Origin of the sequence: Sporosarcina sp. E16_3, from assembly GCF_017347125.1 — a bacterium.
Lineage (GTDB): Bacteria > Bacillota > Bacilli > Bacillales_A > Planococcaceae > Sporosarcina.
The window spans coordinates 1-23,240 of sequence record NZ_JADPRX010000045.1; the positions used below are offsets into that span (position 1 = coordinate 1).

At 35.5% G+C, this 23,240-nt stretch carries 24 protein-coding genes and 1 pseudogene; 10 read left to right on the forward strand and 15 right to left on the reverse strand.

Annotation, left to right across the window (positions count from 1 at the left end):
* Together I2483_RS17760 and I2483_RS17765 are read right to left on the reverse strand one after the other, a co-directional pair.
* Positions 1 to 329, reverse strand: a pseudogene (locus I2483_RS17760) (filamentation induced by cAMP protein fic); the annotation flags it as partial.
* A 156-nt stretch (positions 330 to 485) separates the two neighbouring features.
* Entirely contained in the window at positions 486 to 1,055 is a 570-nt protein-coding gene (locus tag I2483_RS17765) for a site-specific integrase (protein WP_207278448.1), read from the reverse strand.
* 590 nt (positions 1,056 to 1,645) lie between these two features.
* On the opposite strand from I2483_RS17765, the gene I2483_RS17770 reads away from it, so the two are divergent.
* The 4 genes from I2483_RS17770 (at position 1,646) to I2483_RS17785 (ending at position 5,040) form a co-directional block, all read left to right on the forward strand.
* A complete protein-coding gene (locus tag I2483_RS17770) occupies positions 1,646 to 2,182 on the forward strand; it encodes a zinc metalloprotease (protein ID WP_186673847.1) in 537 nt (178 codons plus the stop codon).
* Between the two features lie 15 nt (positions 2,183 to 2,197).
* Entirely contained in the window at positions 2,198 to 2,887 is a 690-nt protein-coding gene (locus tag I2483_RS17775; protein WP_186673848.1) for a hypothetical protein, read from the forward strand.
* Between the two features lie 829 nt (positions 2,888 to 3,716).
* Positions 3,717 to 4,718 carry a replication initiation protein gene (locus I2483_RS17780; RefSeq protein WP_186673849.1) on the forward strand — a complete coding sequence of 334 codons (1,002 nt, stop codon included), beginning with the start codon at positions 3,717 to 3,719 and terminating at the stop codon, positions 4,716 to 4,718.
* A 4-nt stretch (positions 4,719 to 4,722) separates the two neighbouring features.
* Positions 4,723 to 5,040 carry a hypothetical protein gene (locus tag I2483_RS17785; RefSeq protein WP_186673850.1) on the forward strand — a complete coding sequence of 106 codons (318 nt, stop codon included), beginning with the start codon at positions 4,723 to 4,725 and terminating at the stop codon, positions 5,038 to 5,040.
* 536 nt (positions 5,041 to 5,576) lie between these two features.
* Here the strand turns inward: I2483_RS17785 and I2483_RS17790 are convergent.
* Positions 5,577 to 6,128, reverse strand: coding sequence for a DUF3967 domain-containing protein (locus I2483_RS17790; protein ID WP_186673851.1), 552 nt, complete (start codon positions 6,126 to 6,128; stop codon positions 5,577 to 5,579).
* 653 nt (positions 6,129 to 6,781) lie between these two features.
* On the opposite strand from I2483_RS17790, the gene I2483_RS17795 reads away from it, so the two are divergent.
* Both I2483_RS17795 and I2483_RS17800 read left to right on the forward strand, forming a co-directional pair.
* Positions 6,782 to 7,087, forward strand: coding sequence for a plasmid recombination protein (locus I2483_RS17795; protein WP_207152851.1), 306 nt, complete (start codon positions 6,782 to 6,784; stop codon positions 7,085 to 7,087).
* Positions 7,088 to 7,122: 35 nt separating this feature from the next.
* Complete coding sequence (locus I2483_RS17800; protein WP_207152852.1) at positions 7,123 to 7,728, forward strand: nucleotide exchange factor GrpE; 606 nt, start codon at positions 7,123 to 7,125, stop codon at positions 7,726 to 7,728.
* 429 nt (positions 7,729 to 8,157) lie between these two features.
* On the opposite strand, the gene I2483_RS17805 is transcribed toward I2483_RS17800, so the two are convergent.
* The 5 genes from I2483_RS17805 to I2483_RS17825 form a co-directional block, all read right to left on the reverse strand.
* The gene (locus I2483_RS17805) at positions 8,158 to 8,748 is read right to left on the reverse strand and encodes a hypothetical protein (RefSeq protein WP_186673844.1); all 591 of its coding nucleotides are present in this window, start codon (positions 8,746 to 8,748) and stop codon (positions 8,158 to 8,160) included.
* A gap of 22 nt (positions 8,749 to 8,770) precedes the next feature.
* Complete coding sequence (locus I2483_RS17810; protein ID WP_186673846.1) at positions 8,771 to 9,277, reverse strand: peptidoglycan-binding domain-containing protein; 507 nt, start codon at positions 9,275 to 9,277, stop codon at positions 8,771 to 8,773.
* 348 nt (positions 9,278 to 9,625) lie between these two features.
* On the reverse strand, positions 9,626 to 10,189 hold the full coding sequence (locus tag I2483_RS17815) for a recombinase family protein (protein WP_186673809.1): 564 nt from the start codon (positions 10,187 to 10,189) through the stop codon (positions 9,626 to 9,628).
* A 484-nt stretch (positions 10,190 to 10,673) separates the two neighbouring features.
* Positions 10,674 to 10,943 carry a helix-turn-helix domain-containing protein gene (locus tag I2483_RS17820; protein ID WP_207278449.1) on the reverse strand — a complete coding sequence of 90 codons (270 nt, stop codon included), beginning with the start codon at positions 10,941 to 10,943 and terminating at the stop codon, positions 10,674 to 10,676.
* A gap of 120 nt (positions 10,944 to 11,063) precedes the next feature.
* Positions 11,064 to 11,420, reverse strand: coding sequence for a type II toxin-antitoxin system RelE/ParE family toxin (locus I2483_RS17825; RefSeq protein WP_207278450.1), 357 nt, complete (start codon positions 11,418 to 11,420; stop codon positions 11,064 to 11,066).
* Between the two features lie 534 nt (positions 11,421 to 11,954).
* Here I2483_RS17825 and I2483_RS17830 point away from each other — a divergent pair.
* Positions 11,955 to 12,662, forward strand: a complete 708-nt coding sequence (locus tag I2483_RS17830) for a hypothetical protein (RefSeq protein WP_207278451.1) — start codon at positions 11,955 to 11,957, stop codon at positions 12,660 to 12,662.
* A 743-nt stretch (positions 12,663 to 13,405) separates the two neighbouring features.
* Here I2483_RS17830 and I2483_RS17835 read toward each other — a convergent pair.
* Positions 13,406 to 13,957 carry a hypothetical protein gene (locus I2483_RS17835; RefSeq protein WP_207278452.1) on the reverse strand — a complete coding sequence of 184 codons (552 nt, stop codon included), beginning with the start codon at positions 13,955 to 13,957 and terminating at the stop codon, positions 13,406 to 13,408.
* A gap of 720 nt (positions 13,958 to 14,677) precedes the next feature.
* Here I2483_RS17835 and I2483_RS17840 point away from each other — a divergent pair.
* Complete coding sequence (locus I2483_RS17840; RefSeq protein ID WP_255550508.1) at positions 14,678 to 15,883, forward strand: replication initiation protein; 1,206 nt, start codon at positions 14,678 to 14,680, stop codon at positions 15,881 to 15,883.
* A 601-nt stretch (positions 15,884 to 16,484) separates the two neighbouring features.
* Here I2483_RS17840 and I2483_RS17845 read toward each other — a convergent pair.
* From I2483_RS17845 to I2483_RS17855, 3 genes are all read right to left on the reverse strand, one after another.
* Positions 16,485 to 17,183, reverse strand: coding sequence for a MerR family transcriptional regulator (locus I2483_RS17845; protein ID WP_207278454.1), 699 nt, complete (start codon positions 17,181 to 17,183; stop codon positions 16,485 to 16,487).
* A gap of 129 nt (positions 17,184 to 17,312) precedes the next feature.
* On the reverse strand, positions 17,313 to 18,266 hold the full coding sequence (locus tag I2483_RS17850) for a phage integrase N-terminal domain-containing protein (protein ID WP_207278455.1): 954 nt from the start codon (positions 18,264 to 18,266) through the stop codon (positions 17,313 to 17,315).
* 551 nt (positions 18,267 to 18,817) lie between these two features.
* Positions 18,818 to 19,024, reverse strand: a complete 207-nt coding sequence (locus tag I2483_RS17855; protein ID WP_207278456.1) for a hypothetical protein — start codon at positions 19,022 to 19,024, stop codon at positions 18,818 to 18,820.
* Between the two features lie 1,037 nt (positions 19,025 to 20,061).
* Here I2483_RS17855 and I2483_RS17860 point away from each other — a divergent pair.
* Together I2483_RS17860 and I2483_RS17865 are read left to right on the forward strand one after the other, a co-directional pair.
* Positions 20,062 to 20,727, forward strand: a complete 666-nt coding sequence (locus I2483_RS17860; protein ID WP_207278457.1) for a hypothetical protein — start codon at positions 20,062 to 20,064, stop codon at positions 20,725 to 20,727.
* 178 nt (positions 20,728 to 20,905) lie between these two features.
* Positions 20,906 to 21,469, forward strand: a complete 564-nt coding sequence (locus I2483_RS17865) for a zinc metalloprotease (RefSeq protein ID WP_207278458.1) — start codon at positions 20,906 to 20,908, stop codon at positions 21,467 to 21,469.
* A gap of 112 nt (positions 21,470 to 21,581) precedes the next feature.
* Here I2483_RS17865 and I2483_RS17870 read toward each other — a convergent pair whose 3' ends face one another.
* The 3 genes from I2483_RS17870 to I2483_RS17880 all read right to left on the reverse strand — a co-directional run.
* Positions 21,582 to 21,932, reverse strand: coding sequence for a hypothetical protein (locus I2483_RS17870; RefSeq protein ID WP_207278459.1), 351 nt, complete (start codon positions 21,930 to 21,932; stop codon positions 21,582 to 21,584).
* A gap of 350 nt (positions 21,933 to 22,282) precedes the next feature.
* Complete coding sequence (locus I2483_RS17875) at positions 22,283 to 22,459, reverse strand: hypothetical protein (protein WP_207278460.1); 177 nt, start codon at positions 22,457 to 22,459, stop codon at positions 22,283 to 22,285.
* A 322-nt stretch (positions 22,460 to 22,781) separates the two neighbouring features.
* Positions 22,782 to 23,240 (reverse strand): Fic family protein (locus tag I2483_RS17880; RefSeq protein ID WP_207278461.1); only part of this gene is annotated, 459 nt, incomplete at its 5' end.

Below are 23,240 nucleotides of genomic sequence, written 5' to 3' on the forward strand. Positions count from 1 at the left end.
CCTACATTCCCTGTTCGTAAAACGCCCCATTCCAGTGATTCATTATAGGATATAAAACTGTTTATTTTACAAGCTGTCATCAGATTAAATGTAGTATCACTAGGTAGTTTCAATACATATTGATACGCATTTTTGAGATTAAGAATAACCTGGACATCATCTATGCTAATCCCACTTACACTCATCCCTTCTACAATTGTTTTTGTTTGTGGAAAGGTTGTGTTCACCTTTTCTAAGCGTGAAGCTGAATGGATCAGGCCAATAACACTTTTCTTTAATAAAAACTTCGATTCACGTTCATTAAGGTTGTACTTATTGGAAATAGTCACTATTATCCCTCCATCTTTACTCTACATTTTTAAACACCTTTATTTTACTGAATGGAAACAGTCTACTTCGAATAAAATTCCCTGAACATATCATTTTCAACAGACCTTATTGTTAGTATACAGTTGACGTGTTAAGAAGCATTCTGATGGATGGCCTTAAAGGTCCAGGGCTTGAACAGCTGCATCCATATCGTCCTGTGTGATGCCTATATACCGTAACGTAACACCCTCGGAACTATGGTTAAACATCTTCATCAAGAGCGTAATATTGGTCCCTCTCTTTATCTGATGGTAGCCGAACGTTTTTCGAAGGGAATGCGTCCCGATGTTTTCAAGACCTAATTCTTTCGCTGCATCACTCATAATTGTCCAGGCCTGGACTCGGCTAATCGCTTGATTCGTTCCTTTACGGCTCCTGAATAAATAGGCTTCCGGATCCCCCTCGTAATGCTGCTCAGCATACGCCTCGATCGCTTTTTTGACCCCTTTGGAAAGCGCGACCTTATTTTCCTTCCCGGTTTTTTGTTCAATCAACATCAAGTGCGCACGCACGTTGTTTTTAGAATCTAGTACATGCTTGAATTGCACCCGGATTAAATCAGAAATACGATAGGATGAATTGATGCCGAGCGTAAATAAGAGATAGTTCCTTTCACTTTGTGCGAAAAGGATTTTTTTCATGTTGCTAATCTTTTGAAGATCCCGTATCGGTTCAACGAATTTCATACCTTCCGTACACTTCCTCCCATATGTTAACGCAAGCTCTCGAATCTAACTAAAGCTAATCATATCACGCATTATGTTGGATTCAAATCGACAACGAAAAAAATACAGGAATAAAAAACAGCCTCATCCCTTGTGTAGCAAGGGGTGAGGCTGTTTTTTGAATCTAACATAGTTCCATTGTGTTAGATTGAGAAGTATTTTGAGTACACTTTAATACATCTACTGTTTTAATTTTGATTTGGATGCTCCATGCCCCCTAGTAGACATAACACCCGTTCTGTACACATTTTCATCCTCTGTGGTGTAGCGCTGATTTTGCGCTACATGTATGGCTAACGGGTAGCTTTAGTTGAAGATCATTAAATAAGAAAGGTTTATTTCTTGTAAGAGAAATAGACCTTTTTAAGTGTGTATGCTGCATGCACCTTAATTTTTTTATTGTTCTTTCAAAAAACATAGAATAACTGATTAAATAGCGAGAATGTATTACTATGGCTTTGTAGTTAAATATAGGAAGTTCAAAAAAGGAGGAATTAATCTTTATTAAGTTTTATAAAATATTAAAAATATATAAAAGGAGATTAATAGAAATGAATAAAAATCTTATACTTTCTGTTTTATTAGTGATGATTCTTTTTTTTATATCAGCAACAACAACTAATGCCTACAGTTTTAATACTAGAAACTGGCCTAAAAAACCCCTGCAACCATATACTGTAACTTTACAGTATACAACCACCAATTCAACATATAAAAGTACTTTTACAACTGCTGTATCTGATTGGAATAGTGCTCAATCTAAAATCAAGTATGTTCTGACCGATAATATTGCTCCTAATAAGGTTGGTACAGAAAATGTAGATGACCCATCTCTTTATGGAACTTGTTATGCCCTTAATGGTTCTTCTCTATATTTTAATGCTGTGATAAATATCGGTAATCCACAAATTGTAAATAACTCTCTAACTCGGAGAAGTGCAGCAGTACACGAATTAGGACATGGTATTGGCCTTGGACATGAAACTCCCCCAGTTCTTTCAGTTATGAATTCACAAAGAGACAGAACTAAAGTTTACATTCCGCAACAGGATGATATACAAGGCGTAAATATGAAATATCCATATTAAGGAGGATTATTTGCAATGGTTAAAAAAACAAAAAGTAAATTAGTACCCATTCTAACTGTATGTATTGTATTAGGTGTTGCGCTGTTTTTTCTTTCAAAATCAATGTTTACAACAGAAGAAGTTGCTGAACCAATAACTTATGAAGTCGAGTTTTCTCCTGATTATGAAGTAAATGGAGATGTTAAAGGCATTGTAGCCAACTCTGATTATATTGTTAAAGGACACTATGAGAAATTTGTAGAGGACTGGAACATGGGAGAAAATTATTTAAGCGAAGTTTATACTTTTATTGTAGATGAAGAATTGGCAGGTGAAACTGGAAAAACGATCGAAGTAGCAATTCCACACACTGTTTATTTAGAGTATAATGAAGCTGGAGAACATGTAGAAGCTGAATTAAATCTTCCTAACTATAATAAACCTGATTTAAATAAAGAATATGTCCTGTTTTTAAAGAAATTACAAACTAAAGATGCTTATGGACCTGCATCGGTACCTTTCCAGGTGGAAATTGGTTCAGATAATATAGTTGAACTTTTAACTAATACAGAAAATACGGAATCTAAAAAGGTAACAAAGTCAAAAAGTGTTATTCATTTTACATCTGAACGTATTGGTTTAAGCAAAATTGATAAAATTTCAGGAAAAAGTAAAGATGAATTATTCAAAGAAATTGATAATGAATTAGAAAACAAAATAAGATAATAACTATCTAAAGAAAAATATAATCAACTTACCCATTAAAAAACCTAGGTAGCTAATTATGAGCAATCTAGGTTTTTCTAGTTTACATAAATCACCTTCTCGGAAGTTGTTTCCAGTACAGGCCGAGGGGTAAACCCCCGTGTGACAACAAAGTGGAACCTGTGGTCCTCTGGACCTTGTATACAGCGTTTATACATCGTTGAGTTAACGGTCTTTCTGCTGAACGCTAGACGTGTCTAAATGAATAAATATACAAAGCAACTTGGTGAAATAAACCCCAAAATGCACTTTCAATCGTCTATATTCTAAAAACGCTGTAAAGACCCCTAGAAGGCGTTCTAAAATCAGATTGATAGATATATTCAATTCCTCTCTTAAAGTACATATACGAGCCTCCTGTGTGCTTCTGTAGCTATAATTAATAGATTCGAAGAGTAGGACAAGTTCGTTTATGGATTTGTTCTACTCTTTTTTTCTAGTAACGGCCTTTTGTTTTTGGAGTGAAATAATTTATTCTGATTTTTTATAGAAAAAGAGAAATGCATGATAATTAGCGAATGCTATATAATGATTTTATTTAAAGACTTAATAGACTTAATAACCTTTAACAGACTCACGAGCCTTAGAGCCACAAGGGTTACAGAGTTTTATTGAACTTTTTCTCTCCCTTTATTGAACTTTTTCTCTCCCATTACTGAACTTTTTCTCTCCCATTACTGAACTTTTTCTCTCCCATTACTGAACTTTTTCTCTCCTTATATTGAACTTTTGTAATTAATAAAGTACAGTATGGGGAGAGAAAAAGGATAATGGGGAATGGGTGAATTGATTGGCTAGGGAAAACGATAAAAAACAATTGGTCTCTTATGAAAATGGCATTAAAAAGAGTAATGACTTTTCAATGGCGAAGTTGAGTCAGGGCTTAACTTTAAATCAAATGCAATTATTTGCTTTCGCTATTTTTTCAACGCAACAGGACGGGCACACGGGGTTCATAAAAGCCGATTTCGAAAGGAAGTTTGAACTTAAACGTTATTTAACCAAGGATGCCAAGATAGATGCACAACGATTATTGAATTTAAAGTTTAGTATTGAGGATTTGGAAAATGATTATTTTGAGTATTGGAATGTGTTTCAGTCAATTAAATACGATAAGGGTGAATTTCGTTTTAAATGGACTGACGATATGATTCCTCATATTTTGGAGTTAAAGGATCATTATGTAACAACTGATTTAACGATTACATCACAATTCAAGAGTGGCTTTAGTTGGACGTTATATGAATATTTAAAGGCCCGTTATGGGGCTTACTATTTACCCGTTTCAAAAGAGGCTCTCCTGCGTTTGTTCGGCGTTGAAAACAGAAAAACATATCAGTCTAATACAGGTCGATTCAAGGAAACTGTATTAGATGTTGCTATCGAGGAATTAAACAAGTACACCGAACTTGAAGTTTGGTACAAAGAAAAGAAAAAAGGTCGGGCTATTGTCGGATTTGAAATACATTGGTCAACAGGTAAAACAGTTCCGTTAGCAACAGATAATCAATCAGAGGAATTAAAAAGACTGATTGACGAAGTGTTTACGCTATGGGACGCTGTTCATCAAATGCAAAATGAAGAGAATAAAGAGAAAGCGAAAAAGCTAATTATAGAAACAGAAGAGATGCGAAAAGGCACAGGGGAGCAAGTTACTTCAAAAGAAGCAAGTGAATATATTCCACGGGCGAAAGATAATCTTAGATGGATTGAAATGATGTTGGAAAATGATAAAAAACCAGCTGTTAAAAAATCTGTACCCTTCTATAATTGGTTAGAAGAAAGAGTGTGATAACATGCAATCGACCATCATTAGCCTAAAGGATCAAACCGACAAACCCACTTTAAATGTTGATGAAACGTTTTGGCCACTGGTTCAATTTGTTGCGTATTATAGCCAACTTATTGAAATCAAAATGAAAATGGGAATTACTCACCGTTTTCTTCACTACTGGGCTTATGAAGTTATACAAAGCAATGACGACCATACAGAAGAACAAAGGCAAGAAATTTATAAATTCGAAGGGTGCAGCTATCGTTTTCCGAAGGACAGCGATGATTTTATAAAGTGGTTATATGACGAATCTAAAAAAAGAGATTTATTATTGTTTTGATTAAAAGAGTGTTTTCTAGAAACAGTATTAGATTCTCGTCTATCAAATTTAGAGGTTACAACATCAACGCTAAGAAGATTGATGATAGATATTAAAAAAAGTAACAGTCCAATATAAAAGGGTGAAGGTTAAAAATATGTTACTAGAAAAAAGAGCAACTGCTGCAGTTGCTCTTTTTAAATTTTCTTCAACGGTTTGTTTTAAAACTTGAGTGAAATCTGTTGTCGCTTCGTTCAAAAGTAATTAAAAAAGGAGTAGAAAATATGGCGAGAACTAATACTTTCTTTCAAATGAAATTGAATGAAGAAGAAGACAAGAAATACATTAGAGATAAAGCTAAAAAATCAGAATGTCTAGAAATAGCTAGAAAGAGCATAAGGGAAAACTGGCCCCACTTCTGGTGTGGGACTAGGCGAAGCCTAGTGTTTTGGTGGGGTCAAGTTTTTTCATTTTAGGCACGCTAGAGTGACAGTCATTTAACAACTTTGTCACGCTAGCGTGACAGACTAATTTTAATAAACATCATTTACAAAGTGTTACCTCTTACCGAATATTTTTTCAAAAAAACTCTTCTTTTCCAAGGTGGAAGCGATTAGCTTTTTTGTTTCCTGCGATTCTTTTAAAGCCTGCATTAACTGAAGATCACGTTTATCAAGACTATTATTAATATAGTTTTGTTGCTCTTCAAGCATCAACAGAAACTGTTTGTTCTGTTCTTCTAATCGTTCTTGCCGTTCTAATATATCTAACAGTAGTTCGTTCTGAAGAACAGGTGGAACGACAGGAAGCGTCTGTTCTTCCGCTGTGTTCTCTCTGAGAACAGATGCTGTTCCTTCTGATTGATTAAACCTTGATATGACAATCTCAGATGCCGTTTCGAGTGTGATTCCTTTATTTTGAATGAGTTCTTTCATTCTCCGTAATATTAATAGGTCACGTTCGACAAATGCTCGGCTGTTATGTTGGCCCCTCATAAAAATGTGACCTTGATTTTCTAGAGATAAGCACCATTTTCTCAATGTACTGTCGCCAATTTGAAGTATTTCAGCAATTTCTTTACCCCAATAGGCATCTTCAAACTTGCTCATTGTTCGTTCTCCTCTTTTTCATGATAAAGAACACTTCAACTAATTATTAGAAATCCCTTTATAATGACTAGATTTGAAATGGTTTCGACTGGATTTTCGGTTATTATAGTTATTTTGATGATGGTTCAAATCGTGAATTAAGTCATGAAAAAGCTCTGAATTTAATCTTGTCCAGAGGGAGAAATATCGGGAAGTGTCAACGGTAAATGTCTGACTGAAGCAAAAGCGGAAGGAATTTAAGGAGTTGATACAAGAGATGATTCCCCACCCTCTTTTTGGTTCTCACCCCATGTGAGAACCTGCCACCTGGCGAAGGGAATTTTGGGGGTTTGCCCCTTTTGCAAAAGGGGCAAGGTCTGTTCTTTTGCACTTGATCTGGAAAAGCATTTGAACCTTTGCGAGAATCAGCAAAGGTTCAAATGCTTTTTTGTTACTAGAAAAAAACAACGGCTGCAAGCGGTTATTTTTTCTGCTTTTGAACTTGGGAAGTCTGTCACGCTAGCGTGACAGACTTCTTGTTTTTCACCCTCGGAGAGCCCGCACCAAAACCCTTGGTATAGTGGGCTATACCAAGGGTTTTGGTCCTCCTCCCCCCGATGTGCTATTCTTATCCCAATATGATTCGTTCCCCGATGTAAAAGGAGATGCAGTACATGGCGCAATTTGCGATTATAAGAATGCAAAAATTCCAAGTATCAGATGTGCAGGGCATTCAAAAACACAATCAAAGGCAAGGAACAAGCAAAAGTAATCCCGACATCGATTATTCAAAAACAGAGCAAAATTATGATTTGTTGAATGATCAAAATTTAAAATATGAAAGTGAAATTAAAGAAAAAATATCGGAGCAAGTGAAAAGAAAACCTCGTGCAAATTCGGTTGTCCTGTCAGAATTTATGGTGACAGCTTCGCCTGAATATATGAATGCACTTTCTGTAGAAGAGCAAAAAAAGATTTAGAAAAAGAAATAGACCAATTAGAAGATGAAAAATATGTGATTGAAGAAAGAATTGGTGATAGAAAAAAAGAGTTACTGGCAATGAACGAAGACATCCCCAGTGGGGAAGATATAAAAATTAAAATCGTGCGAAAAGAAAAGAAAACAGAGGTAATACCAAAGTCATTTGGGCGAAAAGAAACAATAGAAAAAGAAACAGGAAATTACGTTTTGTCGAATGAGGAAATGAAAAAAATAAAAAAACAACTAACGGCTGGTTCTGTTCTTAAAGGAAAATATGAGAATTTAGTAAAAAGTGATTTGGTCAAACTAAATGGTCAATTGAGTGGCTTGGTTGGTGATATGTCTGAACAAATGGAGGGACTTAAAAAGAGTAATTATGATTTAAAAGATGAACTTGATACTGCAAAAAATAAAATCGTTTCGTTAGAAGACCGTATAAGCGATTTAAAGGCTGAAATAGGATTAGTTTATCAAAGTGCCAAAGAATTCGTTAAAGAGCGTACAGAGGGCTTGAAATCGTTTAAGAAGGCTTTTGGTGACCTTGTAGATAAGGTGAAAGGAAAAATGAATACCAGTGAATTTGAAAGACTTCACAAGCGTGATTTAAGAAAAGAGAGAAATCAAGATTTGGAGAGATAAAAAAGAGCCCTCGAAGGCTCTTTTGTTTTTGTTAACTCATTTTTATCGAGTTAACCATTAAATAATATAGTTTACCAGTGGTTATCGTGGTTTACTTCTAAATTCAGAAGTTTTTAGGCTCATGCATCCTAATCCTTGTTCTTGCACTTGGCATGGATGTATGAAGAATGTACGACCGGTTGACATAACACCCGTTAGCGTGACAGATACATGAAAAATAATTTAAAAGTAAGAGTGATACTGCTCCAAATCGTCACTCAGATCATTACCAAGCGAGTAATCAAAAAGAAACCTGGTATGTCTCAATACAGAATCCTGAAAAAGAGGTTTTTGGAAGATAAAAAATGAAAGGGAAAATCCGAGAAAGTATTTCATTGAAAAAAGGTCACTCTCTCTATGAGGAGCGACCTTTTCCATAATGCAAAAATGTTATTGAAGATCCTTAATCATTTCCTCAGCCACATCTAACAAAATCTCGGTTTTTTGTCCGGCTATTGTAAATATTTCATTGTCTGTAATTATATGAAGAGTATTAGCATCTTCTTCATTTTCATTTAGGATGGCCTGATATCCACCTAGATTCAATTCCTTAAATCCACCTAGTTCTTCTGGATACCACGTTTTTACGTCTTCTACAAGAGACTGAGCTACTCCATACTCATTGATACTCTGAGCTACTAACAAATCACCATTCTCTGTATCTGTGGGATACCAAGTTTCAATTAAGTATCCTCCAGGTCGTTTTTCTGCGTTAACTCCTCTTGCTTCTCCAACAATATGGTCTATATTCTTTTCTTCAAGATTTAAAGGCATTTTAACTTCACTTTCATCAACACTATTAAACTTTACTGGTGCAAGGTCTTCTAAGGTTACTACCATAGGAACTTCTACATTAGGAACTTTTACTTCTTCTGCTATATTTTCTTCAGCACTTGTCTCAAGCATAACGTTACCCGCGAAAAAGGAAACACCAATCACGCCGAATGCTAAAGCAGTTGAGTAAAATGTTTTTCTTTTCATTAATAAAACCTCCTATTAATTATTAGTCTAACCACATGGTACTATTTTGTCTGATTACGCTATTGTTCGTTTTACTTATTAATCCAGAGAAGTATCCTGCTCCCGCACCGGTACTATACATTTTAAATTCAGTCACATACACTGAACTACCAGGATTACTGTACTTTCTAGTCCAAGTATCCACGTTGAATGTATACGTTTCCATTTTTCTCCAAGTCGCAGCTCCTGCTACTCCATCCGATGCCAATCCATTTCCACTCTGAAAGCTTTTAATGCCGTTGGCTGTGCCTGTCCCATAGTAGCCATCAATTGTCCCTACTGCTGAAGAATAACCAGATGACCATAGAGTTGATTGCATGGCTTCCACAAATCCACCACTCGTTGTGTATCCAGATCCAATTACTGGGAACGTCCCTAAATTGCGCCAGTCATAAGAAGCTGCTTTTACTTGATTTACTGAGCTAGATGTAAATACTAGTGTAAATAAAAGAAGACTAATTATGAAAATTTCTACTTTCCTCTTCATCATCACTTCGAATTCCTCCTATTCAAATTTTCCTATTTTTTGCTGCATTTGTAATATTACCATAATAAAAATAGTTTACCAGTTATCCGGAAATTCAAAACTGTTTTGTTGTCGAAATAAATCAAAAAACGCTCTAAAGTAGCTCCTTTCTTAAAAACGCCTTAAACAGCCCTAGAAAGCGCTCTAAAATTAGATTGATAGATATTATCTCCATACACAAACCATCGATTCAATCGCTGAACGGGCTTGTATGGTCCATACACAACAGGTTGACATAACACCAATTCACGGAAGTAGTTAACTCCATTACTCAATAAAAAAAGCTGCTATGAAAGGCAGCCAATACTTAAACTAAAGCAACCCTTTAGTTACTTCTCTTTTGGCACGGATTAGTGTGCTTTTAGAAATCCCTGTAATTTCTTCTACTTGCGTATAGGAATTCGTTTCCAATAGCTGTAAAGCGTGTGCTACTTGCTTTTTAGTGAATTTCTTCGGTCTACCTTCACGGAAATCAGGATTCTGCTTCGCAATGGCTTTCCCCTCTGCTAATCGTTCAACTATCATATCCCTGTCAAATTCCGCAATAGCTGATAACATTCTTAAAATTAATCTGCCCATTGATGTATCTTCTACAAGTCCCATATTTAATATGTGAACCTTGATTCCTTTTGAAAGCAATTCTTTGATTAGATTTACCCCATCCTCTGCCGATCTTGCAAAACGGTCTAGCTTCGTAACTACCAATGTATCCCCATTTTTCAGCAATGAAAGTAACTCTACAAATTGGGGACGATCCGCTTTAGTTCCAGTGAATTTCTCGGAATAGATTTTGTCGCAACCTTCACTTTCCAACGTCTGCAGCTGTAACTCTAAATCTTGTGACGCTGTACTTACACGACCATAACCATATTTCATATGTATTTGTCCCCTTTTTGCAGTTCACTTATGACAATTAGTTATGACACCACTTGATGCCTTGATATTACTGCATCCCGAAAACGGTGTCAATACCTCTAAGTTGTGACACCTACAATAGATAAAAAAGTCTCCCTTTCTAAATAAAAGGGAGACTTTTTTGGATCTAACATATTTCCATTGTGTTAGGTTCAGAAGTATTTTGAGTACACTTTAATACATCTATTGTTTAAACGAAAAAGGAGGTGATTTTGTAATCACCTCCTTTACTAATAGTCATAGCTATAACCACTATTATTCGATTGATTATGGATAGTTAATTGATTAAATTCTCTATAACTAAACTTGAAAAACAAATATCTCTATAGTTGAGTCTAAAAAACTTCACAGTAAATGTTGTTATATTATTTAACCTTTGAACTTATATTATTTTATTTAGTAAGTATCTTTGATATCAGTAACTGATAGATGCAAATTGTTTATATTAATTTTCTTTAATTAATTTGAATTTCAATCCCATAGCTAATGCAACCCTTAATACAGTATCTAATCTAGGTATTACTCCCCCACTTTCCATTCTGGCAATGGCAGATTGTTTTAGACCCGTTTTTTCTGCAAGATCTCTTTGAGTTAAACCAAGACTTTTTCTGGTATCTCTAATTTCATCTACTAAGTCTGCCACAAGTTCAATTTGCATCATCTCGGAATTACTGATGGAGCGGATTTCGTTTTTTATATCCGACCATCTTTCCATATTAGATTAACTCCTTTCCTCTTAAATTTTTTAAGACTTTACGTACTGTTTAACCAATATGTTTGTCGTGTAAATCATGTACATAAGTGTCCCCTTGCGAAAGGGGAGGGGTATTACCCCTCAACTACGCCCGTTGTTTTTTTTCCAGTCTTCGTGAAGCTTTTCTGCTTTTTGGATTTCACTCTCAGGAGTTTTTTGTGTTTTTTTACGAAACCAGTTTAGAAGGATGATTTGATTACCTTCAACAACATAGAAGATTCTATATTTTGCTGGTCGAAGTTCCCAAATATCCCCTCTGATGTGTTTAGTGATTCCATCTCCTGCTCGTGTTCCTTTGTTTTTGATTCGCCTGGTTTGATAAATGAGTTTTTTAAGAGTGCTTTTGCTTTCTCTATTGTTATCCTCTTCAAGCATTTTGACTAATTCGCAGACTGGGCAATAACCACGGGCATCCTTATGCATGTTCACACAATACATACTATGCCCTCCTTACAATTTTTGATAACATATATGGTATAATACAGACAATTCTACCGAGAAATCCTCTTATTTGCAAGTGAAATAGATTTAAAATAAATTTACATCAAAAGATATAAGTCATGACACCAGTTTATAGATAAAAAAGTCTCTCTTTCTAAATAAAAGAGAGACTTTTCGCAAACCCAACATATTTCTATTGTGTTAGATTCGAGGGCACTCAACACGTCCACTTCGCTCTAAATATCTATAGTTTTTCTATAAATTTAGTATTGATTTTATTATGAGTAATACGCTTAATGGTGTCCGACCAACATTTCTCGGAAAACATACGTTAAGCACATTTCCCTGAATATTTCGCATCTAGTAAAGGTTTAAATGCAGAAAAATAGATCTCACATAACCGTTCTTATGTAATGGGTTCAAGGTAAAAGTAATTCATAGTAACTTTTTTATATTCTGAATATTCAATGCACAAATAAGAATAGTTGTTATATAATGTGAATAAAATTGATATTGAAAGGGGGATGATTTATGAAGTTCAAAGTGCTTTATTCATTTTTTGCTTTCCTAATTTTTTTCTGTTTAGGAAACACAGCATCTGCAAGTTCTATTTTTGTTGTTTCAGAAGAGTATTATGAAGAGGATCAACTTGATGACGACACACTTTATGAAATGGCTTTACAGGGTGAATTGGTAAATAATAAACATACACAAGTAGAAGTTATCTACGACGAAGAAACAGAGATAGAATTTGTAAAGATAAAAAAACTCTTAACAAAATCCACATATATAACTGGTGATACAAATGAACATTATTCAATTTTAGCAATAGGAACTAAAGAAGAAACAGAGGATTCTGGCTCCATTACAGTACGGTTGAAGGTAGGGTTCAATTATGATAAAAAAGACTTTGATGGTGTTAGCGGTTATAAGGCAACTTCATTCTACGCTACACCTACCCTACTTGACAGCAAATTTAAACTTACTTCATTAAGTCAAGATATCACGGCGAGTGGAATGGGATATACTTCGGGTGGAACAAAAAGATTTATTAGTGAAGACAATGACCAAGGACCTTTCACTAATCCAGCTAGTGGTGCGATGAAGTCCAAAAATACAGGTTTTTTATATTATTTAACGCCAAACGATGGTTCTGGTTTAGGTACCAAAGCTACATTAAAATATACTAGGACTGACACTGGAACTTCATATAGCTTTCCATTCGGAGTTGGCTTATAAAATGGAATAATGAGGGGTAAGCGCTATGGAAGTAGAAAAAAAAGACTTTATGAGAGTCTTAATATTCCTATTATTCATATTACTTATGTATTTTGTTACTTTATATATTAGAAGTAATTTTTCTATAAACCAAAATTACACACCACATTATATTTGGTTATATACTTGGACATTGATTTTAAGTATTTTATTCTCCCTAGATTACATAAAGACTTGGCGTAATCCAGGGAGAATAAAAATAAAGATAGTATATTTACTATTATCTTTAATTATATTAACAATGCATATTCCGGAATCACCATTATTTTCGTTTTTCTTTATTAATCAACCAGATATTTTGCTAATTATTTTTTGGTTCAGCTTTATACGCACTTTCTATAAAAGTTAAGATAAATGCGAAATTACAACGCTAAGAAATAAACTTGCATCAATAGTGTTTAATCCAAGATGGTTACTTTAATGGATATATTTTGTATTAAATAAATACAAAAAAACAACCGCGTCTTAAATAAAGATGCGGTTGTTTTTAACTGAAGTGCTATTTAAATGACCAAATGGTTAAAAACAATTACGATTTCTTCCGTAATTTTATTATCTACCGTATTTTTAATTATCATATTACAGAGTTCTAAATCTACTTTAACTAGAAGCAATAATATACAAGAACAAATATATATTAGAAAAACCCTCCCTGGAAAGTCATGGCGAGGGTTTTTGTTTTGATAACAGATCACTCGTTTTTATTAGAATTTATCCATAAAATCAGCCAATGCTAAATGTAAAATATCTGATTTATTGAGACGTTCGGCTTCGCAAAACACATCAAAGCGCTCCCCGATACTTTGATCAATCACAATGGTCTTCCGAGTCTTCTCTTCTTGTGGAAGCTGTTTAATTCGATCATGTAGAGTTGGCTCTATTTCACTTGCTGAAGCTGACTCTTGCCATGATTGCAACATTTCTTTGATGACCCGTATTTCGTTCTCGGTGAATTGCCCAAGAATAACATGTGAATCTGTCGTGACTGTTTTGGGAACCGGTTGAGAATGAGGTTTCTTGGCCGATGATTTGGATTTCACAAAGTCGAAAATGCTTTTATCAAGTGGTTCATCGCTGTCGCCAACGAAGGCCCACCCCCTCGGAGTTGCACTACTGTATTTATAGCCTGCTGCATTCAATGCGCTCGCAAGAGGATCCTTGCTAATGCCATCGATTTGCTTAGCTACATCCGATACATTACTGTTTTTTAATGCATTAAGAATACTTCTTACTGTTGCTGTTTCATCAATTTTCATCTCCTATTCACCCTCGTTTCATTGTTTTAGCTTGTAGTTATTATTCCAGATGAAAGAGGTTTCACCTGCAACATTTACCCAAAAATAAAAAATCATCTTCGTAAACCATGGACACGTTTTAAAGGATTATTTAAGTGTTTGAATGATGTATCCAGCGTATCAATAACAAGCTTTTCAATGCCTAACTGTCCACCTACTTCGAACAATTCTACTTTGTGTCCTAAAAACTGTTTAAACACCCCTTAGAAGTGTTCTAAAATAAATATGGTAGTTGTATTCATTTTAGTCCTTAAAACGCGTGTACGGATCTTGTGACTCCTTTAAATGGTAGTTTAAGAGATTGGACAGGCTTTAATTGTTCTTATTCGTTCCTTTTTTTCTAATAATGCACTTTTGTACCTTGAGAAATAATATTTCGAGATTTTTTGATAGAAAAAAAGAAATTGATCTCACCAGATTTTCAACCACCACCAACACGCCCTTGTTTGTTGTTGTTTTAAAGATCTTTGTTTTAGATCTTTGATTTAAGTGATTAGGAGACTACTTGAGATATTGGTGTGACTGGTTTTATGAAGTCCAACCATCACACTTTTGACTCCAACCGTCACACTTTTGACTTTTAACCATCACACTTTTGACTTCAACCATCACACTTTTGACTTCATCCATCACACTTTTGACCTCTATCCATCACAATCTTGATAAGTTGTGATATTGACTATGGTAATTGGCTTTGTTATGTTTAAAAGAATGAACTATCACAAAACCAAAGAGGTGTGTTTTTTGAAGAAAGAATACTATGTTGCGCAGGATAATCAACTAGTCGATGCTAGACATAAAAAACCATTAACTGTTCGTGAACAGAAAATTATACTTACAATGGCATCTATGATTGAGCCATCTGATGAAGATTTCACGGAATATGTAATATCTATAAAAGAGTTTTATGAAATGCTTGGTTTACGAGGAGATCCACATTACACGCAACTTAAAGAAGTTGTAGAAAACTTAATGACGAAAACAATTGAAATTCCACAAGAAGATGGAGGATGGTTGCTTACTCATTGGGTATCGACTGCTCGATATATACCTGGAAAAGGAGCAATCCGTCTTAAGTTTGTTCCGGAATTGAAGCCTTATTTTTTACAACTTAAAAATCAGTATACTTCCTATAAATTAAGCAATGTATTATCACTGGGAAGTGTATATTCGATACGTTTATATGAATTAATGAGACGTTCGTTATACATTGGTAAACGTGAGATTCTAGTTAATGAATTAAAATTAAAATTTGGTATAGCAGGAGACTCATACAAGCAATATGGACATTTTAAAGCGAGAGTTTTAACACCAGCAGTCAAAGAAGTTAATAAGCAAACAGACCTTCAAGTCTCCTTTAAGGAAATAAAAAAAGGGCGTAGTGTCGAGCGAATTGAATTCATAATCCAACACGCTCCCGAAAAAGAAATTAAAATTCTAGAAAAACTAAATAAACCCGAACAACCGAAAAAACAATCTGAGAATGAAGACATCCGAAAACGATTGAATGCTTTAGCGAGCGATTATAGCTTCAATCATATTTATTTTACTGAAATGTATGAAGGAGCATTATTTATTTGGAGCGATGATGCTGAAAAAGAATTGAGCATGCTCATTCGTTATGTGAACGAAGAAGAAGGTGTGAAAAACCCGTTAGGTTTCATCAAAATAAAACTGCAAGAGTATGGGGAACTTTATCAAGAAGGATTGCCTGTCACATTTGCAGATTTAAAACCAAGTCAACGGAGAACAGGGAGAGCTGAAAAGATTCCCGAGTGGTTCAAGAATAGAAGCGCAACAAATGAAGTTGAAAAGAAAATCGATTCAAATATTGTAGAAGAGCGACAAAAATTACTGAATGAGTTGGGAATTAAAAATGACCAATGATATTTTTTATTGAGTTTGATCCTGGAGCAAAAATGATTAAAGAAGCGAGATATTAGTTCGTTAAAGTTGTCACACTAGAGTGACAAACAGCGTTTTTGGCTGTCACTCTAGCGTGACAAAATCAACTTTTCATGTACCCATCCAAACACTAGGCTTCGCCTAGTACCAAACTGGAAGTGGGGTCAGTTTCCCCTTATGCTCTTTCTAACTTTATTCCGAATTCCAGCTTTATTTTAATCGCTGCTAAAATACGCAAAGGTGAAAATGTTTTTTATGTTACTAGAAAAAAGGGCGACTGCTGCGGTTGCCCTTTTTAAATTTTCTTCAACAGTTTATTTTGAAATTCGAGTGAAACGACAAAAGCTTTCGGAGAATATTTTGAAAAAATAAACTCGGGAAAACTGTAAAGGTCGTAGGAATTTTCCTACCAAGATGGGTGTCGTGCCGAAGGCGCCTAAACCCGTAGCTTGCCATCTCTTTATTTCCCTTTAACGTAGCGATTTTTTCTGTAAAAACCTACGCACTGGGTTTCCTTCAGGGGCTAAAATAAAACACAAAAAAACCGACTTTAAGCACTTTTTGTGCCATTTTAGTCGGTTTTTTAGTCATTTTCTTCGATTTTTAAGGCTACTTCAAGGTTTACTTCAACAAAATCGCGGATAAATCGGTCTTTCTCCATGTAATTTTCTTCTGATTTACGGAACCATCGTTTTATAAGCCGTTTTTCTTCTGGCTCCAGTTGCCACAAGGCTTCTGCTTCTTCCCTAAGGTTGATTTTAAGCCTATGTACAGTCAAAAAATCAGTGGTGTACTGGCTTCTGCTTGCTTCTTTCAAGGCATGATTCTCTTTGGTCACCGTCGCCAGCTGCTGTTGAAATCCTGCCATCATTTCTTTCATCGAAATTACTACATTATTGACGTTTTGAACGTTACGGATAAGGTCGTCCTGTTGCTCTGAGTAGCGTTGTATTTCGTCCAAAACCCGGGTTTCATCGGTTTTAACCAACGATACGGAAACGGACGGTGGTTCATTCCCCGTACCATTAGAAGTCCTGTGACCGGCAACCACAACGTTGGCAGCCGCATCCCGACTCATCCTGGCAACTTCAATCAAGTGTTTCATCTGAGAAAGTGCATTTAAGTCCTCACTTGTGAAATCTCTGTTCTTCCCATCGTTACGCTGAAAGATGAATCCACGCTTCTCTAATTCAAGACAATACTTACGTATCGTAACGGTCTCTAAACCCAGTCTACTAGCTATTTCACCGGTTTTCATGTTGGTCTCGATAACGTTGTCCATATCATCACCTCTATGACATATTCAACATCACAAAGGCTTTCCCCTGCAATGAAAAAGCACTACGAGATCTATTTGGGAAATAGTGATTGAATCGCTGAACGTTTTTTTTATTCGAAATCAATATCAATATCAACTTTTCCCTCCTAAATACACATCGATGACATCTATTCGTTCATGGCCAACCTCTTTTGTGACGATTGCTGCAGCTTGCAACTTGGAATAGCCTTTCTCCATTTCTTGCCGGACCCGATTCTGGACGTAATTGTAACGTAACCCATGATACGTTAAAGCATTGGATATCCCTTGATACATACGACTTTCTCTACCTTCGACCGTTTCGAACTGTAGACGATTATTTTGTAGGAACTTTTCGACTCGATTTACTGCTGCATGCGTCTTCTCGCCAGGACGAACAAACAGCCGATCACCTCTTGAAACGTCCCGAATTTTGCTTTCCATTACCTGGCGACCTTGAGCAGACAATGGAACTTGTCGCCATTTCCCATTTTTCGCTTCGTTCTTCACCTGATAAACCCCGGATCTCAACGCTTGTTCTACTTGCGACCTACTCATGGCGACGGCTTCCGTCACCCTCAACCCCATGGTCCTTGCCAGCTGCATTACGTCCCGCACATCAGCTGCTGTTTCAGCGCCCCTCCCATCGTCTTCAGCCCTTTCTCGAACGAACAGCTGCATATCGTTATATTCACGCTCTGTCCATGCCCTATCTCCTTTTACCGCTGGTGTTTTCTCTAATAGGATGAAAAATGTATCTTTCAGCCCTTTATTATCGGAAAGTTCGTGTTTGATATTCGGAATCATGTCATGCATGTAGCGAATTGCCCCTAAGTCATTTTTAAGTGTTTTCGGTGCGACGCCTTCAGCTTGTCGCTGCTGGATATAGGCCACTACGTGTTTATCTTGTAAATTCCGCAAGTTTTTCATCTTGAATTTCTCGTCTAAAAACCCGACGAAATTTCGGCAGCTGCTCTCATATCTAGCACGGGTACCGAAGGAGTTTGCTCTTGTATGTCGGTAAATCTTCTCCATCTGTGTCATGATTGGTGACTTTCCTTTTATCATTTTTCCCACTCCATTTCCAAAAAAGTGCATAGCTCACCCGTTGGCATTTTCGGGCGTCCTCAGGACTTCCTCAAAAACCGAAGGTTAAAACTAAAATACAAACCCAGTGATCACGGTATTTACGGGTGTATTTTCGGCTTTTTGGTACTGCTTTCTCTTTGCCCGAATTGCACTTCAGATTTTTATCACTTCGTTCAAAATCTGTGTCGTGCGCATTTGGCTAACGCCAAATAGCGGGCAAAGAGAAAGCAGTACCTCGTATCCAATTGTGTGTGTGAGTATTGAATGGAACATCCCCTAACGGGTTGGCATCGCCACGTTCCAGTGAATTGCCATCAGGCAAGCATATCGCTCAGGTCTTCGACCTCGTTCACTTCCTGCCGGTATTTATTAACCGCTCCAAGCGTAGCGATCGGCTCTATTCGTCAGCCTGCGTTACGAATGCGTTACGTGCATCAACGTCTATCCTGTTTGCGACAAAGTCGCAAGGCAACCAACATTTGCTGAGTACCTTATCTGAAAGCGAAGTTATTCTATTTCGCTCTTTTTGTTCATCCCCACGTTCCATCTACGTAATATCTAAACCACTCGCTATTTGCGAAATGAACGGTTAGACACTTGTTGGGAACATCCTTTTCAATTTTTGTAATTTCCTCTCTTCCATACTTTTTCCGTTCTTCTGAACCCATTGCATTCACATGCTGTTTGTACACCTTTTCAAATAATTTTTGTTCATTCTCCGATAGATTAGTTAACATATTTCCTCTCTCCTTCTTGAGTTTTGTACTCACTTTGAGCACTCCATTTTTATGATTTATTGTACTTTACTGCAAAATGCAGCATTTGATAACACTTATTTTTGGACGCAAAAAGACCTTTGGCATCTGATTTTTTCCGTAGCAAAATAGGAGTCTAGTTTGCTTACGCCACAATCAGCCCAAAGGCCTGTCATTAGTCATCACCATCAGAGATCCCGCTTGGGTTCTCGATAAGAAAAGTAAAAGTAAATTTATATACTGTTAGTTTATCAGTTTCCTTTATAATTTTCAAATACTTTTGTGAATGGATTGACATAACACCCGTTCACGGAAGTAGTTAACTCCATTACGCAGATTTGTGAGAGAGATAGCGTCCGAAGGACTTAAAACGCAAAATGAGAAGCTTCAGAGGGAATTGAATGTTAGCCAAAGAGAGAAACGCGATTTAAGTAAAGAGAACGTGGAATTGAAGAACTAAATATAATCTACAGGAGAACTACAGAATATTTGAAGGATATGCTTCACTTGATTAAGAAAAACTCGGAAAACTTCTTAGGTATGGCGAAAGCTGACATGGTGGAATACGTAGGAATGGTTCGGGCTAATTCCTTATTGCATCAATACAAAAAAATCCCGAAAATTGTTAACTATTGTTCCAAATAATGAAAAAGAGATGGTAAAGTCTTTGCTGCGAAGCAGGATCAAAAAAAATTGGAAAAACAAAAACCTGTGGAATCCAAGAAGAAGCAAAAAGAAATTGAGCATGAAAGGTGAAGAAAAAGCTCTTAAATTGAACATTTTCCTACTTTTTAACTATTTAGTAAGTTATGATCAAATTAAGAGTTTGTGATTGGAAGGGGTAAGACGGGAATGAAAAAGCTTAGTAACTAGCACATGATAAAAATAAAAAAAACTTGTTGTTGATAAAACAAAAAGCCAAAAGTCCCCATCCATTATTATGTCATTTGAAATTACTTATACTGCTCAGGACATTGACTTCAAATTTGCTTTCATTATTTTAAAGGAGGAGAATTTAAATGAAGAAAACATTAGGAATTATTAGTGTTGGTATACTTGCTATTGCAACTGTGTTTTTTATTGCTAATACAAACGACTTAAAAAATGAAGTTAAACTTAGTGAAGAAGTCTCAAATACTTCTGCTCCAACAAAAGGACAAATGAAGGCTGAATTAGAAACCTTTAATTTTGACGACGCCGTGGCTAACGCTGAATTAATAGCTGAAGTGGAAATTGGAAAACAGATTAAGGAAATAGATGACCCTGCTCCAAAAACATTATTTGAGGCCACAGTAAAACAGGTATTGAAAGGAACGGAAAACCTTGAAAATATAGAAGTATTACAACAAGGAAATAGTGAATGGTCATTTAATGATAACAATCAATTTTCCCCTAATGAAAAATATATTTTGTTTCTCAAAAAAGCGGTTGGTGAAGGATATGAAGGAAGCAATGTATATTGGATTCTTGGAGAAGAAACTAATATTTATTCAATAGTTGATGGGAATAAAGTTGTTAAAAACTCATTGTATGAAGAGGACTTAAAAAGAATTGAAGAAGATACACCAGTCAATACTTTAAATTTAATAACTAAAAATGAGAGAAAAAAAGATATACAAATCTTAAATAAAGAAAAGTTTGAAAAGAGAATAGTTGAAATACAATCTAAAACAAATAGTAATTAACTAAGCAGGGAAGCGCCTGCAGGCTAGTTTTATTTTAAAAACAGATAAAACATTAAAAAGATTGGTAGAGTCAAAAGCTAACCATCTCCGATGATTCAACAAATGTGCTAATTGTCTAAATGAACTGGAAATTCTATCAAAAAGAGCTCTTACTACTAATATACGAGGAGGATTTCATATGAAAACACTTTATAAGATTCTATTTTCATTTCTTCTAATATTCTCTATGTTACCTGTAGAAAAAAGTTTTGCGCATTCTTGCAAGCCCTGGGGAGAAAGTTATGGGTTTTCAATAGATTGTCAACACCATACAGGAACAGACAGCATAACATATGAGGTTGGACCTATGACCTCTGCATATGCAGGTTATATCACAGCAGGCGCTAACAAGTGGGGAACCACCAATGTAGTTGTATTTTATAAGTCTAACTCTAGTAATTATATTCACACCTATTCGGATCCAAATTCTAGTGCTAATGCGGCATTTTATCTCTATTCATCTAATTCTTCGGGTCACCTATTACAGTGGGCCATAAAAATGAATACTTCAAATATGAATAACCGATCAGCAGCGTTAAATAACACGACAATGGCTCATGAGTTTGGACATGCCATAGGTTTAAATGATTTGTACAACTCGAATAATAATGATCTGTTAATGTATGGTTATTCTAATCGAACAGTAGCGTCTCCTCAAACTTTGGATATATTAGGTGCTAAACATATTCTAGGTAAAAATTGAAAAAATCGTGAATTATTACATTTTTTTGATTTTCTTCAAATTAATAAGCGTATTCGAAATAAAACTCGAATACGCTTATTTTTCAAGTAGCGAATAATTCAAATAGTCCCTTTTAATTTAAAAGATTCTTTATAAATACGATCGAATCTTCTTTAGTTAATTTTGCGTAGTGTTCCGTTCCCTTGACAATTTCAACTTGGTCTTTTGTAGGCGTAAGCCAAATTTTGTACACAACATCATTTAAAACTAATTCATTATCAGGTTCATTACTCATTTGAACTTTTGCTTTTCCCCATTTTGTATTATTTAAAATCTGTTCAATTTCAGTATTGTTATTAGATGTTTCATTAGTAATTTCAGTTTGTAAAGAATCACTACCTTCGCTTGATTTCGTATTTTCATTATGATCTGAACAAGCATTCAAAAAGATAAAACATAAGCTAAATAATAAATATTTTTTCATTTCCATACCTCCTGACTCTTCCTTTATTTAACATAAGACATTTTTTTCTTCATTCATTATAGATTAATTTTCTTCAAATATTCCCAATACCCTTTTTATGTTATACATTTTTCTTAATGGTATAGTTGTGTTTGTAACTGGATGATCCAACGCAAATCATCGATACAATCACTAAACCGGATTGTATAGGTTATACAACGTAGGTTGACATAATATCACTTCACGGAAGTATTAAACTTCATTACTCAATAAAGAAGCTGCCATGAAAGGCAGCTAATACATCAACTAAAGTACCCGTTAATTGAACAAGCACCTACTCTACTATTTCACATTATGGTCGTACCGTGATGTTAAAATTGCTCGTCTTTATTTTCTTCATCTGTACATAAGCATTCATTTTTGGCTTTTGATTTACCGCAAATCAAACAAATAATTTCTTTTTGTGCCATTTCATGCAAAACATCAGCAAATGGTTTTAATATTGGAAAATGTTTAAATATCTCTTCATCACTCAGTCTTTCAGTCATTTTCTGCTCCCCTTTCGTTACTTCGCATTATGGGTCAAATACGACATAAAACCTCTATTCCCTTCTCCAACTAACCTGCCAAGTTAATTGGAGAAGGAAAAGGATTAGCTACATGAAATAAAACTGTAAAAACAGCGATCTGATCTCCGAACAAGCTTATATAATCTATACATATCAGGTAGAGATAACGCCTGTTCTAGGAAGTCATCTACGAGCAGCCAATTCTTTGTAAGATTTTACGTCTCTTTTCCTTAGGGGCTGTAGTAGCTACAGCCCCTAAATGACAATACAGTTACTTAATATGGAAAAACTACCCAGCACTTCAATAATCAATTCCATGAACACAATTATCATACGTCCACTGAATGATTTTTTCATCATTATTCGTTTCGTAGAACTCTGATAACAATTGATTCCAATGCTCTAATTGCTGTTCACTGATATTAACAATCCCTAAGCCATTTAACATCATAATCGCGTTTGCAGAGACAATTGCTGTACGTTTATTGCCATCCCAAAATAGTTGTGTTCGCATGGCATAATACATATACTTCAAGGCTTTGTATGTGAGTGAGCCCTCGCTATACCTAATTGCATTAAGTGTAGAGACTACTTCTGATTCAATTGGAATTGTAGGTGTGTAGTCAACCCCGTGTATTCCTACATTCCCTGTTCGTAAAACGCCCCATTCCAGTGATTCATTATAGGATATAAAACTGTTTATTTTACAAGCTGTCATCAGATTAAATGTAGTATCACTAGGTAGTTTCAATACATATTG